A 14,030-nucleotide genomic window follows, 5' to 3' on the forward strand; every position below is an offset into this window, starting at 1 on the left:
GAGCAAGCCCGCTCCCACATTTGCAATGCATTTCCCTGTGGGAGCGGGCTTGCTCGCGAAGGCGATGTCAGCTGCGCAGATGGGTCAGCGGCAGTTCAGTGCTGTTGAGCACCTGATTCAGCACAAAACTGGAGCGCACGCTGGTTACGCCTTCAATCCGGGTCAGATGCCCCAGCAGCAGCTTCTGATAATGATCCATGTCCGGAACCACCACTTTCAACTGATAGTCGGCATCCACGCCCGTCACCAGGCTGCATTCCAGCACTTGCGGCAGAGTGCGGATTGCCGCTTCGAAATTCTCGAAACGCTCCGGTGTGTGCCGGTCCATGCCGATCAGCACGTAGGCGGTCAGGCTCAGGCCGAGCATCTTGCGATCGAGCAGGGCGACCTGGCGCGAGATGTAGCCGTCGTCCTCCAGTTGCTTGACCCGGCGCGAGCAGGGGGAGGGTGACAGACCGATGCGCTCGGCCAGTTCCTGGTTGGAGATGCGGGCGTCGCGCTGCAATTCCGCCAAAATACTCAGGTCGTAACGGTCGAGTTTGCTCATGAATCAGTCCTTGGTTGTAACTATTGCGGCGGATTATCTATCCAGGGTTAAAAATTGCGCAAGCAGTGTTTATTTGAGCAATCTTCGCAATCCTCTGTCGCGCCTCCCGGCCTATTCTTATCACCAGAATCACTGCTCGGTAACACAGTCCACTGCGGCCCGCCCAATCAGGCCCGCCGCGGCCGCCACCCCCACCGGGGCTGGGCCGGCCCCCGAGCTGCACACTGTCCAGAAGACGGCGTGAGGTGAGCCGACGTCAAAAGCGTCGAGCCAGGACGAAGTTCTCTAAAGGGAGGCCGACGGGTCTCCCTTTTTCTTGCCTGCGATTTTTGTGCCTCGATGCACAGCCTTCCTCAATAAATAAGTTTCGTGACTGATAACCTGTCGCAGAACCCGGTGTGCGTATTCCCGGTCTTAGCTACAAGCCCTCTTAATACCCGCAGTGAGGAAAAGCATGAAGTCGCGCATCTGGCGTCTGGCCGGTGTTGGTTTGCTGTGTGTGAGCGTCAGTGCGCAAGCGCTCGCCGACGATCCGGAGAGCCGCAGCCCTAATGGTGGACGCGGCCCTGAGCATCAGGGAAATAACCAGGGCCATGGGGGCGATCATCAGCCCCACGGGCAGAACAATCCGCCGCCGCAAAATCAGCCGCGGCCGCAGAACAACGAAATCATTCGGGGCGACAACAGCCGCCAGTTCGAGCACAACGGCCAGCAGCACAACAATGGCCAGTGGCAGAACCAGAACCGCGCGCCCAATCAGCCTGCTCCGGTGCATCAGTCGCCACCGTCGAACAACCTGCCGATCCAGCCACGGCCCGACACCGTGCGCCAGACTCAGGAACCGCGCCAGGGTTACTACCGCGACGAGCGGCCGCAGAATGGTTACCACAACCAGCAATGGCAAACCGGCAACCGGCCCAATGACAATCGCTGGCCGGGTCGCCCGGACGGACATGGCAACGGTTGGGGCCCAGGCCCGCAATACCGTCCGGGGCATGTGATCGACCGCTTCCCGGATCGCGAATACCGAGTGCCGTATCGCGGTCAGGATTACTTCTATTCCGGCGGCTACTGGTATCGCCCGCAAGGCCCGCGCTACATCGTCGTGCAGCCGCCACGAGGGATTCGCACCCAGTATCTGCCGGACTATGCCCGTGAAGTGTGGATCGGCGGTGCGCTGCTGTTCCTCGCTGCCGGTTCCTACTATGCGTATCAGGAAGCCACTCAGGATTACGTCGTAGTCGAACCCCCGATTCAGCAACCGCCGCAACCGCAGCCGCAATCCCAGGGCTATGACGTCGAGGCCTATCCGGCCAACGGGCAGTCGCCGGAACAGGTGCAGCAGGACGGTTATCAGTGCTACCAATACGCCGTGCAGCAGAGCGGTTTCGACCCGCGTACCGCGACCTATCAGCCAGCGCCTGAAGTGGTGCAGGCTTACCGTCAGGCTCAGGGCAACTGCCTGAGCAGTCGCGGTTATCAGGTGTCTTACTGAATCCGGGTTTGCGCCCGTTCGGTCTTGACCACTTCCTGCGGGTCGGCGTGCACCAGCACTTCGGCTCGCGGGTAGGCGGCGTGAATCGCATCCGCCGCCTGATCGCTGATGCCGTGAGCCACTGACAAGGTCAGCTCCCCTGGCAACTCCAGATGCAACTGCACGAACCAGTGGTTGCCTGAAATCCGCGTGCGCAAATCATGCGCGCCCAATACGCCGGGTACGCCGCAGGCCAGTTCGAGCATGTGCTGACTGACGTCCGCCGGCAGCTCTTCATCCATCAGCACCGAAAAACTTTCCCGGGCGATCTGGATCGCGCTCCACAAGATGTACCCGGCGATCCCCAGACCGAACCATGCGTCCAACTGATGAAAGCCCATGCCGGCGAGAATCAGCGCGATCAGAATGCTGCCGTTGAGCAGCATGTCCGAGCGGTAATGCAGCGAGTCGGCGCGCACGGCGTTGGAGCCGGTCTGCTTGATCACCCTATGTTGCAGCGTCAGCAACGCCGCGGTCAGCAGCAGCGAGAACACGATCACGCCGATGCTTAGCCACGGCGCGCCCAACGGCTCCGGTTGCTTGATGCGTTCATACGCCTGGAACGCAATCAGCACCGCACTGCCGCCGATGAACAGCGCCTGTGCCATGCCCGCCAGCGATTCGGCCTTGCCGTGGCCGTAACGGTGATCGTCATCGGCCGGACGCAGCGCGTAATGCACCGCCAGCAGATTGAGCAGCGAAGTGACGCCATCCAGCGCCGAGTCGGTGAGGCCGGCGAGCATGCTCACCGAGCCGCTCAGCCACCAGGCGATGGCTTTGGCGATGATCAGCGTGCAGGCCACCGCCACCGAAGCGCGGGTTGCCAGCCGCAGCAGGCGGGCGTGTTCGGGGCTGGTGGTCATGTGATTTCCTTATGCGGCGGGTTGCAGGCCAAACATCGCCAGTTGTTGCGTGCTGCCCTTGTGCTGGATCAGGCGCGGATCGTCCAGAGGCAGGTTGCGGCCCAGTTCTGTTTCGAGAATAGCCTGCAACTTGAGGTTATCGACCTGACCGTCCGGGCCGACCGCCTGTTTGAGCTTGGCCGGATCGACCTGAGCGGTGTGGCCGGGTTCGAAATAGATCGCGCCGGTGGTGAAGTCGACCGCGAACGCGATCAGCCCTGGAATCACATAGAACAGCAGGCCCACGGCGTCGAGCACGGCAATCGCCGGGTCAATCTTGCCGTCGATCTGACCGCGACGGTCCGGATAGAAAATCGAACCGCAGGCCGTGAGTTGAGTGAGCAGGGTGGCGACCAGTACACCGCCGATCAGGCGAGAAGGTAAGCGCATGGAAAATCTCCTGAGTCATTTGAAAACGAAGCGTCGTCATTTGAAATTAAGACCCTGACAAACGCCCGGCAGTTCGCCGTTATACTCGCCCTCGGCAGGGCGCGCCCACAGTAAATTGCGGCCTCGTCTCACCCCTACCGAAATATGTTGAGGATTGAAGTTGTTTTCTCCAGATCGACACCGCGTGAAGGTTGATGAATCCTGGCGGGGTTCGGCCCTCCGGGCTAAAGCTGTGAACGCGCCATGCTGCGTTGCGGAACTTGGCAAGGAAACGACCCTTACCTGCGTCCCGCGCCTTGCCTGGCACGCTCACAGCTTTAACGCGACTCGCAATTTACTGTGGGCACGCCCTGGGGAGCCAGCATGATTTCTTTGCCGATCGATGAAGTTTTACCCGCCCTGCGTGAAGCCTTGGCGACACGCCACGAAGCCGTGCTCGAAGCACCGCCCGGCGCCGGTAAAACCACCCGCGTGCCTTTAGCCTTGCTCGATGAAGCGTGGCTGGCCGGGCAGACCATTCTGATGCTCGAACCACGGCGTCTCGCCGCGCGAGCCGCTGCCGAACGGTTGGCCAGCGAACTGGGTGAGAAGGTCGGTGAAACCGTCGGTTATCGCATCCGCCTCGACAGCAAGGTCGGCCCCAATACCCGTATCGAAGTGGTCACCGAGGGGATTCTCACCCGGCGTCTGCAGGATGATCCGGCGCTGGAAGGCGTCGGTCTGCTGATCTTCGACGAATTTCACGAACGCAGTCTTGATGCCGATCTGGCCTTGGCCCTGAGTTTGAACGGTCGTGAACTGTTCCGAGCTGAACAGCCGCTGAAGATTTTGCTGATGTCCGCCACGCTGGAAGGCGAGCGTCTGGCCGGGTTGCTGGATGACGCGCCGATACTGCGCAGCGAAGGGCGCATGTACCCGGTGACGATGCGCTGGGGGCGGCCGTTCCAGCCCGGCGAATACATCGATCAGCGCGTGACTCAGACCGTCCTCGAAGCCCTGCACGATGAGACTGGAAGCCTGCTGGTGTTCTTGCCGGGGCAGGCGGAAATCCGTCGGGTGCATCAGCAACTGAGCGATGCCATTGGCGAGCGTAAAGATGTATTGCTCTGCCCGTTGCACGGTGAACTGGACCTGAATGCCCAACGCGCTGCCATCGACCCGGCGCCGGCCGGCCAACGCAAAGTGGTGCTGGCGACCAACATCGCCGAGACCAGCCTGACCATCAACGGCGTGCGCGTGGTGATCGACGCCGGGCTGGCGCGGGTGCCGCGTTTCGACCCAGGCAGCGGCATGACCCGCCTCGATACTCAGCGCATTTCCAGGGCCAGCGCCACCCAGCGTGCGGGCCGGGCCGGACGTCTGGAGCCGGGTGTGTGTTACCGCTTGTGGTCGCAGGATCAGCACGAGCAACTCGCCGCTTACGGCAGTGCCGAAATTCTGTCGGCGGATCTGGCGAGTCTGGCGCTGCAACTCGGACGCTGGGGCGTGACTCCGGGCGAACTGGTCTGGCTCGATATTCCGCCGGCAGCAGCCTACGCCCAGGCGCAGGATTTGTTGCAGCGCCTGGGCGCACTTGAAGGCGAGGCGTTGACTTCCCACGGTCAGGCCATGGCCGAGTTGCCTGCGCATCCGCGCATCGCCCATCTGTTGCTGCGCGGTCAGGCCCTGGGGCTGGCAAACATGGCGTGTGACGTCGCGGCACTGCTCGGCGAGCGCGATATTTTGCGCGGCGCCGGGGCCGATCTGCACAGCCGCTTGGTGCTGCTCTCCGGCGAAGAACGCGCCGCACGTGGAGCTCAGGGCGGCGTGCAGCGCGCGCGGCAACTGGCGCGACAATATCGCGGTTACCTGCGCGGCAAGGCCAGCGCGCCGGTCAGCGATCCCGAACACCCACGCTGGCTCGGCGCGCTGCTGGCGCTGGCTTACCCGGATCGGGTTGCCCAACAGCGGCGTGCCGGTGGCGCCGAATATCGTTTGGCCAATGGTCGCGCAGCACTGTTCGCCGAAGCCGACAGCCTGATGAAGGAGCCGTGGATTGTGATCGCCGATCTCGGCAGTCGTCAGGGCCAGCGTGAGGAACGGATTTACCTGGCGGCGGATTTTGATCCGGCGCTGTTCGATTCGGTGCTCGCCGAGCAAGTGCGCGCCGTCGATCAACTGGACTGGGATGAGCGCGAAGGCGTGCTGCGCGCCGAGCGTCAGCGCAAGGTCGGCGAACTGATCCTCAGCCGCGAGCCGTTGACCGGTCTCGACGAAGCGGCGCGCAGTCAGGCGCTGGTCAATCTGGTGCGGCGCAAGGGACTGGAGTTGTTGCCGTGGACGCCGGAGCTACGGCAGTGGCAGGCGCGGGTTGCCCTGTTACGGCAATTGGATCTGGCCACGCAGGATGACAGTCAGTGGCCGGATGTCAGCGATGTAACGTTGCTGAAAACCCTCGAGCATTGGTTAATGCCTTACCTGGGCAAGGTCTCGCGGCTCAGCCATTTCGCCAATCTGGACCTGTCGAGCATCTTCCGCAATCTGCTGGCGTGGCCGCTGCCGCAGAAGCTTGATGAGCTGGCGCCACATCACATCAGTGTGCCGTCGGGTTCATCGATTCGTCTGGATTACAGCGAATTTCCGCCGATTCTCGCGGTGCGTCTGCAGGAGTTGTTCGGCCTCGCCGAGACGCCGCGAATTGCCGGCGGCCGGCAAGTGGTCAAGCTGCACCTGTTGTCCCCGGCACGGCGGCCGGTGCAGGTGACGCAGGATCTGGCCAACTTCTGGCGCAGCACCTATGCCGAGGTGAAGAAGGATCTCAAGGGGCGCTATCCGAAGCTATTCCATAAGTTAGACCCTTGGGTCGAATCGCTTAACAAGAAAGACATTGACAAGAAGCCTTGATTTTTAGCGCTTAACATCTAGGGTTGACTCAGTCCTTTGAGGGTGAGTCATGTCCTACTCAAATCGGCGTTACGAAGGTCGCCTCGTTCTCATCCCTCACGCGCAGAGCGCCTTCGCGACCCTGCATGTCGGTATCCAGCCCGTTGACTCAATTAAATCGGTACTTGAAGGGGCTGAAACCAAACAGCTCTACCAGGTTGAGGAAATCGGTTCTTCGTTTACCTCGGGAGATATCTACAATCTCCCGTTTCTGTTTCATAAGGAAGGTGAGCCTTGGCATGAAGCCAATTCATACCTTTTATCCTTGATTGAAAATAAAACGTTAAGCAATAGGCCTACCGATGATCTGCGCCGTCGAGCCAGCAAATTATTAGACTACTTGATCTACTGTGAAAGCGAAGGACTTAACTGGCTCGACTTTTCGGGGCGTCGCCCTGTGTTGAGACCTACATATAAGTATTTTGCTCATTTGATAAATCATAGTGGGCGTAGTTCGGCAGTCGTAAATCAATACACAGGCGTGGTATTTGATTTCTATAGATTTGTTTGTGCCAATTGGCATGACATTGACTTGCAGCGAGTAGATACAGTCAAGGAGGTAAAATTTTTAATTAAAAATGCTTACGGGGCCGCTAGGGTGATTACGGCTGAAAAGCGTAGTCAAACTAAATCAACGGTTCCAGGAAGGCTGGTATCAATAGGGTATGTGCGAGAGGACAACGAAGATCTTCGTCCTTTGTCTAATGTTGAGCTGGCTGAGTTTTTGAAGGTTATTGAAGGTGAGGAGTGGTCAGCACTAGAACGTCTTATACTGTTGACGGCTTTGATGACTGGCGCCCGTAAGCAGACCGTGCTTACGATGCGGTTAAAGCATCTAAAAGGGTTCATTTCAGAAAGGCTGCAGGCAGATGGCACCTATCTGTTACATGCCGGTCCAGGCACAGGGATGGATACCAAGAAAGACCGTAGCCAACGTTTGCACGTGCCAAAGCAACTTGCTGAGGAGTTACGGGTGCTTGGAGATAGTCCGATGATGAGGCAACGGCGAGATAAGTTTAGAGCCGCTCTGTCTTTATATTACCCAAATATACAGATAAAAGACGAGGATATGTACGTCTTTTTATCTGATCAGGGAGGGTGTTATTACATGGCAAAAGATGATCCGCGCTACCCTATTGTCAAATCTAGACCCATTGGCCAAGTCACAGACACAATAAAGCGAAAAATATTGCAAAAGACATCTGATAAGTACCCTCAGGACTTTTCGTATCACTGGTTGCGTGCGACTTTTGGGTTTCAGCTCTATCAAAGATTGCAGGCCCTTATTGTTGTGGGGCTTATGCGTCCAGGAGATGATATTGATTTTATAATGGAGCGAATGCACCACGCCACACGAGAGATGACAGAGCATTACCTTCAACTATTCAAGATGCTTCCTCAGAAAACTGTCGCGCAGGAAAAGTTTGAGGCTAGTCTATTTTCAGGTAGTTATTCAAGTTTTATACTGAGTGCTCAAGATGAATAGTCATGTTGATTGGTCATTTCGTGAAACAAAAGTCATCACGGTAGATGAAATCAGTCAGGAGCATGTGTTTCCGGAGCGCTTGCGTCTAAAGCTTGCCAATGCAAAGGGGTATAAGTCGCCTATCGATATTGGGAGTATCGCATATGCAACGCGAGGCGAAGCTAGATCGAGGGAGTTTGACAATGCCGGTACTATATCGGTTGTCGAGTCATCTCTTGTGGAAAGTAGGCGTGAGCTAGTGGTGAAGCTCCTCGATTCTCTAATAGGTTTGCGCGATAATTCGATAGTAACCCAGTTTAGAGTGTTGCACATTGTCGTGAATTGGTTAAATGCCAATGGTTATGTGGAGGTTTTTACTGATGTGAGTTGTGCATCTAGAGCATACGCTGACTACACATCTTATCTTAATGATTCAATCAGAAAAGGGGATTTTGCTCCTCAGCATGCCGCTAAATGTCAGAAGACCTTACAGTTCATAATTGGACTCCAGTTTTCATCAGTAGTGGATTATGTAGTTCGTAGTGCCGTGCCAATTGCTAGGCAAAGAAAAGCAATAAAGCCGCCTAGAGAATCCGATGTACACTTTTTTACGGACGTATGTATTGCCATTGCGCGTGATTACAGTAATTTTATTCTTGAGCAAGAGCCATTTCCATGCGTAGTCCGGATAAGAAATTATGAAGTTGTTAAGTTTCCTTCTAATGGTGGAATGAATAGTCCTTTTCGACAGGGGCATGATTGTTATAACGTGGCAGAAAGACGTGTTGCAACAGTCGAAGAATACATGTCCAAATATGCTGGAAGAGGTCAGACAATTAGGCTTTGTGAAGCAGAGCGTGCTATAGCAGATGCGCAGGCTAGCGTAGAATTTGCTAATTCTGAATCTCGTAATTATGTCCGGTTGCAAATGGCCGCCTTTGCTGTAAAAGCATATATTTCACTTTTTATGTTGATGACAGGTGCATCACCTACTGAACTGGAACAGTTTAGTTATGAGGATGCTCTGGGGATTGATAAGTCAGTATTGAAGAAAGAATTAACGGCTGTAAAATTTCGTGCTAGAGGAAAGATGACCGGATATGTCTTAGGGCGAAAAAAAGGGTTAACACTGCTTCGAGAGTATTTTAAGTTGCGTGATTGGATTCTCAATGGAGAATATGTTGATAGATTGTTTTTCAAGATAAAGATTTCTAAAGGCGCTGTTTGTCTATCATTTTCTGATCTTGATGCCGGGGCTGCGGCAACTAGGTTTTACTCATCGATTTCGGGCGTTTTTGTAGATGGCAAATATCCAAAAATAACCTATAACAAGGCGCGTAAGCATAAAAGTTCCGCTCATCACGCGGCTAAGTACTCCCTGGAAACAGTTGCGCGGGCGTTAAATCATTCCAGTGGGGTGAATATTTCGTCGTACTCAGAAGCCACTGTTGAACAGCAGGAAAGTGAGTTTGGTACTTACTGGGATTCAGTGCGTAAAGCTGCTCAAATGGTACGTGAGCGAAGTGTTACAGCGTCAGATAAACTTGACTCAATTGCCGTTGGTCATTGTGACTCGTTCAGGTTTCCAGTTCCCGTCAGCGATACCGAAGCACCGGTGATTCAGCCGAATTGTCGTAATCAGTACGGCTGTTTGTATTGCACTCATTATTTCTGTCACGCCGATGAAGATGATATTCATAAGTTATTAAGTCTCCATTATGTGGTTAACGCTGTACGCAATACTGCTCAGGATAGTGGTCACGCAGAAGTACTCTATAAGGACTTATCCATTCGGGTCGAGTTTATCTTAGAGGCAATTGCAAATCGCTCGGAGTCTGTTTCGCAGTTAGTATCTGCCATGAGGAATAAAGTATTTAATCTTGGGGTGCTAACGCCATTTTGGGAGCGACGCCTGCAACGCTATGAAGCAATGGGGGTTGTATTTTGAGTGCCTCTGCGGTAAGTGGTTTATATGCCGCCATGGGTAATTTGGGTGCCGTTGCTCCTGATGCTGCAATGCTGGATATAAACTTTAAACCCTCATCTGAGTTTGTTCTGTGTCGAAATAAACATGGTACGCCAACGGCAATATATAAAGAGTGGATATGGGACTTTAATCCATATCGACTTGGAGCGACGAGGGTCACGAAATTTAGATTTGATAAGATTTTAAAGGCGATTGGTCCCGAAAACAAAGCGTTGATCGATGAGGTGAAATACATTATCTATTGTCTTGCATATTTCGCAGGAGGTGGTCGTCTGGGGCGGTTGAGTGCAAAGACATTAGAGCAGCGCTGGGTGGTTTTGCGGAGCGCGGTGTTGTTTTGTTATGAGCAAATCCAAAAGCCTTTAGTTGGTGTGTTGTCCTTGCAACAACTTTTCAGTACCCCGGTCTATTTGGCAGCGTTTATTGCTGAGAGGGCGCAGCCACATTTTCCGCAAATGCTATCAGCTTTGCTTGCCAATTTAATTTCTGTTGGTGATGATCGATTGGGTTATCGCGTTATTAGTTCGCGTGATATTGAATTGCGTCGACATGAGCCTAATCAACATCCGGTTATTCCAACTAGGATCTATTTGGAGCTAATAAACGTTCTCCAAGATATGCTTGATCAGATTCACCGAGGCGTAGAAAGCCTGGAGTGCTTTGTATCTAAGTTTTGCGATGAATTCTATGGGCTCGCTCATGATGTTCAGAAAAGTCTGTTGCCTGGCGGAAAGGCTAATTACAGACCAATTATGACTGAGGTGCTTCAGGCTCATTGTCTGAATGAGGTTTTTTCTGGAGTTTTTTCTTGTTCTCATAAAAGAGGGTTGAGCCCTGCGCTATTGAAAATGCAATACATTGTAAAAAACGTAATTCACTTATACACAGGCATGAGAGAGCAAGAGGTGCTGCGCATGCAGTATGATTGTTTGTCTGATGAGATCTATTTAAAGGAGGTCGTTGATGATAATGGAGTGACTCGCGACTTGGCGAGATCAGTCTCAGTTCTGTCGACGACCACAAAATTTACAGGGTACAAAAAATCAGAATCGTGGTTCGCGCCGAGCGAAGTTGTCAAGGCTGTAAAAATTGCGCAGGCAATTTGTCGAGGACTAGCAAGTATCTATAAAATTGATGTGGATAATGACTGTCCATTATTTCTAAATCCCGCAGTCCTTCGAAAACGCAATACCGATGTTGGTGTGGGGAAGTTAGGGAATTTTTATAATAAAATTCCTCTTGTCAGGATTGAGCTTTCTGACATACAGGAGTTGGCGCAAACTGATACGAAGCGTGACTTTTACAGTGAGCCAGAGTTTGCGGTAGGTCGTTCTTGGCCGCTGACAGGTCACCAGTTTCGCCGTTCATTAGCTTTCTATGGTAGCAATAGTGGATTTATTTCGTTGCCCAGTTTGAAGTCGCAATACAAACAAGTGACTCTCGAAATGGCTCGCTATTACAGTAATGGGTTTCAAAATCTAAAGACTATTTTTGGATACTACGATCCGAAAAGTAATGGCTTTGTCTTGCCCAACTCGCATGTTGCGTTGGAGTTTCAGATGGGGATGCCGATGGCTGTTGCGAATCAACTGCTGTCCGATGTGCTGTTCAGGGAAGCACCATTGTTCGGAGGCACGGGGTCTTATATTGAGAAGCAGAAAGCTCGTTTTAAGAATGGTGAAGTATGCATTGAGGATGTTAGGGCAGACACTTTGATTCGTGTGAAGAATTGCGAGATTAGCTATCGGCCAACTTTTTTAGGTGGTTGTTCTAAGGTTGGTCGATGTGATTATTTTTTGCTTGGTGATTTCACAGAATGTTTGATATGTGAAGGCGCAATAATACAGCCTGAAAAAGTTGGCCATGCCATTGAGGCTATGACTGAAGAGTTAACGCTATATTCTTATGGTTCGGGAGAATATCAAGTAGCCAATGGGGATCTTGAACGACTCCTGAGCTTTAAGGCGCGCTTTATTGATAAGGATGTGTAGCTATGCGTTCTAATAAAGTAGTTGGTCGTGGTTTGCTTGAGTGTGAAGAGGCGTTGCAGCGCCTTCTCGAAGGCAGGCCAGTTGTGGCGGAGCATGTAGGCTTATCTCGTTCGAAAATCACCGCGAGCATTGTAAGTTTCGAAGCCGGATTTGATCGTGGCTACCTCAAGAAATCTCGTAACGCACATTTGCCCATATTAGCCAGGATTGAGGCTTTTCGTGCAGAGGCAAATCGGGGGGGCAGTCATTCAAACACTAAAAAAATTGACAGTTTGGAAGATAAGCTTGATGCCTTGGCGACTGAATTAGCAACTGTTCGTGCGCAGCGCGACCGGGTCCTCACACAAAATCTACAGCTATGGGAACGCGTAAGGGAGTTAGAGTTGGCGGAGCGCCAAATCAAGCCTTTTCAGGTTAGGTTGCATCCTTAAAGTCAAGGTTTGTCTCTACCTCAATGAGGTTGCTAGGGGGCAATTCCTGACCTTATCAATCGCTAGCATCTTTGGCTGTCGGCAGAAGTGACCCTGGTTCACACCCTAGGCTCAAAGCAATCTGATAAAGCTTCTCGACCGTTATGTTTACCTCTCCACGTTCGATGCGCCCCATATAGCTACGATCAACCTTGCAGACGAGAGCTAGGACGTCTTGGGACAAGCCCTTAGCCTTCCTTGCTTCCCGTATCTTCGTTCCCAAGGCCTTCGCCAATTTCCCCATAGCTGCCTCAACCTGCTTGAGGCAGCACTATCGGGCGTTTGCGGACGAATCAGCCACGGACTATAATCCGTATTTTTGTTCGCGGAACTCTGGGTGCCTGCATGAAACATGATTCATTCGAATTCGACAGGCAGTTGTACGACTTGCTTTGCCAAGAAATACATCAGCGGTTCACGACTCGCCAGCTTCGAGATGCCTATGCAGCGACTCTAGACTTCCCTGGCTATGAGCTGGGCGCAGTTCGGATTTACGTTTATGAGCAAATCCGTCGACTGATTCGTGCCGGCTGGGTTGTGAAGTCGCCGAAACTCAGTAAGCGTGGACAGCTCTTCCATCTGTTGGAAATGCCGGCCCATATAAACCTTGTGCTGGTTGCTTCCCGATTTCAAAGACCTGACAACTCATCCCCTTTTCACTCTGAAAGCGTTGAAGGTCCGTTGGTCGAGCTGCCAACACGATCAGCACAAAATGAATCGGACGACCAAGGCCGTCTTCAAGAAATGCTAAAAGAGACTCGCCTAGACCTCCTGTCCTCAATGGGGGAAACGGAGCGTTACAAACAGCTCTTTGAGGAGATCCCTGTTTTAAGAGCCCGGCTTCAAGGCGAATACCATGAGGTTCGAGACCGCAGCTCTCGGTTGCTGGGGCATCTTCGTGCGCTCGAAAACTCGCTCAAGGCAATTGCCGCGGCATGACAAAATCTCTTCGAGAGTGGCAAAGGGAATGTATAGAAACCGCGCTTGAGCACTATCGCGGTAACCCTCACTTCTTCTGCCAAGCAACACCAGGTTCGGGAAAAACGCGAATGGCAGCAGAGCTAGCCAAGGTGCTGCTCGAGCGCAATGAAATTGATTTGATCCTTTGTTTCGCTCCATCTCGACAAGTGGTAGATGGCTTCCGTCGGACGTTTGCCGAAGTGCTCGGGAGACGGCTTGATGGGTTAATCGGCGCTGTGGGTGCTGTGTGTACCTATCAAGGTATGGAGTATCGGGATGAGGCGTTTTGGAGGCTCTTCGATGAGCATCGTATATTCGCCGTATTTGATGAGATACATCACTGTGCAGGCCACGATGCGCTGTTAAGCAATGCTTGGGGCCAACAGATCATTCAGAGAGTTCAAGATCGCGCAGCATGCACGCTTGCACTTTCGGGTACTCCTTGGCGATCTGATCAAAAGGCAATCGCCTTGGCACGCTATTCCACGCCTGAGGCAAATCTTATCTGCGATTATCGATATGGATTGCCAGAGGCAATCGCGGACCAAGTTTGTCGATCGCCTCGGATAGTCATTCTTGACAATCAAATGGTTAGGTTTTCTGAGGCCGTTGCAAGCGAGAATACGGTCACGATTTTCCCAAACATAGCCAGACTTTTGGCCGACTCTCCTGTGTCCTACGAAGATCTTTTATGTCATGAGGATATTCTCAAGCAGCTACTGCTCTTGGGGTGTATGTAGTGGTCTAATGAAACCGGACACTCATTTAGGCGAGAATGCTCGCCATATCGAGGTGTCAGATGACCAAGCAACGTCGTGTCTTTTCCGCTGAATTCAAACGCGAGGCTGCTGACCTCGTACTC

11 protein-coding genes and 1 pseudogene are annotated in these 14,030 nt (G+C 53.1%); 8 read left to right on the top strand and 4 right to left on the bottom strand.

Translation table 11 applies throughout. The features are described from left to right. Positions 1-67 precede the first annotated feature (67 nt). Positions 68-547: an Lrp/AsnC family transcriptional regulator gene (locus QMX91_RS21595; protein ID WP_007909658.1), complete on the bottom strand. Its 480-nt coding sequence runs from the start codon at positions 545-547 to the stop codon at positions 68-70. 454 nt (positions 548-1,001) lie between these two features. Between QMX91_RS21595 and QMX91_RS21600 the strand changes: the two genes are divergently transcribed. Next, positions 1,002-2,042, top strand: a complete 1,041-nt coding sequence (locus tag QMX91_RS21600; protein WP_282413342.1) for a DUF6515 family protein — start codon at positions 1,002-1,004, stop codon at positions 2,040-2,042. Here QMX91_RS21600 and QMX91_RS21605 read toward each other — a convergent pair. Further along, positions 2,036-2,944, bottom strand: coding sequence for a cation diffusion facilitator family transporter (locus QMX91_RS21605; protein ID WP_134787396.1), 909 nt, complete (start codon positions 2,942-2,944; stop codon positions 2,036-2,038). The genes QMX91_RS21600 and QMX91_RS21605 overlap by 7 nt on opposite strands. 9 nt (positions 2,945-2,953) lie before the next feature. Continuing rightward, a complete protein-coding gene (locus tag QMX91_RS21610; RefSeq protein WP_003228492.1) occupies positions 2,954-3,373 on the bottom strand; it encodes a hypothetical protein in 420 nt (139 codons plus the stop codon). Between the two features lie 363 nt (positions 3,374-3,736). On the opposite strand from QMX91_RS21610, the gene hrpB reads away from it, so the two are divergent. From hrpB to QMX91_RS21635, 5 genes are read left to right on the top strand one after another with little or no spacing between them, the layout of a single operon-like run. Continuing rightward, the gene (gene hrpB, locus QMX91_RS21615) at positions 3,737-6,256 is read left to right on the top strand and encodes an ATP-dependent helicase HrpB (RefSeq protein ID WP_282413343.1); all 2,520 of its coding nucleotides are present in this window, start codon (positions 3,737-3,739) and stop codon (positions 6,254-6,256) included. 49 nt (positions 6,257-6,305) lie between these two features. Further along, a complete protein-coding gene (locus QMX91_RS21620; RefSeq protein WP_282413344.1) occupies positions 6,306-7,781 on the top strand; it encodes a site-specific integrase in 1,476 nt (491 codons plus the stop codon). Further along, complete coding sequence (locus QMX91_RS21625) at positions 7,774-9,708, top strand: hypothetical protein (RefSeq protein WP_143519838.1); 1,935 nt, start codon at positions 7,774-7,776, stop codon at positions 9,706-9,708. Before QMX91_RS21620 ends, QMX91_RS21625 begins: the two co-directional genes overlap by 8 nt. Then, on the top strand, positions 9,705-11,738 hold the full coding sequence (locus QMX91_RS21630) for an integrase (protein ID WP_282413345.1): 2,034 nt from the start codon (positions 9,705-9,707) through the stop codon (positions 11,736-11,738). Before QMX91_RS21625 ends, QMX91_RS21630 begins: the two co-directional genes overlap by 4 nt. A 2-nt stretch (positions 11,739-11,740) precedes the next feature. Next, a complete protein-coding gene (locus QMX91_RS21635) occupies positions 11,741-12,169 on the top strand; it encodes a hypothetical protein (protein WP_033896464.1) in 429 nt (142 codons plus the stop codon). A 55-nt stretch (positions 12,170-12,224) separates the two neighbouring features. Here the strand turns inward: QMX91_RS21635 and QMX91_RS21640 are convergent, their stop codons facing one another. Next, entirely contained in the window at positions 12,225-12,452 is a 228-nt protein-coding gene (locus tag QMX91_RS21640; RefSeq protein WP_033896465.1) for a helix-turn-helix transcriptional regulator, read from the bottom strand. Positions 12,453-12,553: 101 nt separating this feature from the next. Between QMX91_RS21640 and QMX91_RS21645 the strand changes: the two genes are divergently transcribed. After that, entirely contained in the window at positions 12,554-13,147 is a 594-nt protein-coding gene (locus tag QMX91_RS21645) for a hypothetical protein (protein ID WP_033896466.1), read from the top strand. Continuing rightward, positions 13,144-13,902, top strand: a pseudogene (locus QMX91_RS21650) (DEAD/DEAH box helicase family protein); the annotation flags it as partial. The gene QMX91_RS21645 and the pseudogene QMX91_RS21650, both read left to right, overlap by 4 nt. Positions 13,903-14,030 lie beyond the last annotated feature (128 nt).

This window comes from Pseudomonas sp. PS01299, from assembly GCF_029960145.1.
Taxonomy (GTDB): Bacteria; Pseudomonadota; Gammaproteobacteria; order Pseudomonadales; family Pseudomonadaceae; genus Aquipseudomonas; species Aquipseudomonas putida_A.

What these genes read in the sequence shown, in the direction of transcription:
- QMX91_RS21595 (WP_007909658.1), bottom strand. Translation starts at nt 547, where the DNA reads ATGAGCAAACTCGACCGTTACGACCTGAGTATTTTGGCGGAATTGCAG.
- QMX91_RS21600 (WP_282413342.1), top strand. Translation starts at nt 1,002, where the DNA reads ATGAAGTCGCGCATCTGGCGTCTGGCCGGTGTTGGTTTGCTGTGTGTG.
- QMX91_RS21605 (WP_134787396.1), bottom strand. Translation starts at nt 2,944, where the DNA reads ATGACCACCAGCCCCGAACACGCCCGCCTGCTGCGGCTGGCAACCCGC.
- QMX91_RS21610 (WP_003228492.1), bottom strand. Translation starts at nt 3,373, where the DNA reads ATGCGCTTACCTTCTCGCCTGATCGGCGGTGTACTGGTCGCCACCCTG.
- hrpB (WP_282413343.1), top strand. Translation starts at nt 3,737, where the DNA reads ATGATTTCTTTGCCGATCGATGAAGTTTTACCCGCCCTGCGTGAAGCC.
- QMX91_RS21620 (WP_282413344.1), top strand. Translation starts at nt 6,306, where the DNA reads ATGTCCTACTCAAATCGGCGTTACGAAGGTCGCCTCGTTCTCATCCCT.
- QMX91_RS21625 (WP_143519838.1), top strand. Translation starts at nt 7,774, where the DNA reads ATGAATAGTCATGTTGATTGGTCATTTCGTGAAACAAAAGTCATCACG.
- QMX91_RS21635 (WP_033896464.1), top strand. Translation starts at nt 11,741, where the DNA reads ATGCGTTCTAATAAAGTAGTTGGTCGTGGTTTGCTTGAGTGTGAAGAG.
- QMX91_RS21640 (WP_033896465.1), bottom strand. Translation starts at nt 12,452, where the DNA reads ATGGGGAAATTGGCGAAGGCCTTGGGAACGAAGATACGGGAAGCAAGG.
- QMX91_RS21645 (WP_033896466.1), top strand. Translation starts at nt 12,554, where the DNA reads ATGAAACATGATTCATTCGAATTCGACAGGCAGTTGTACGACTTGCTT.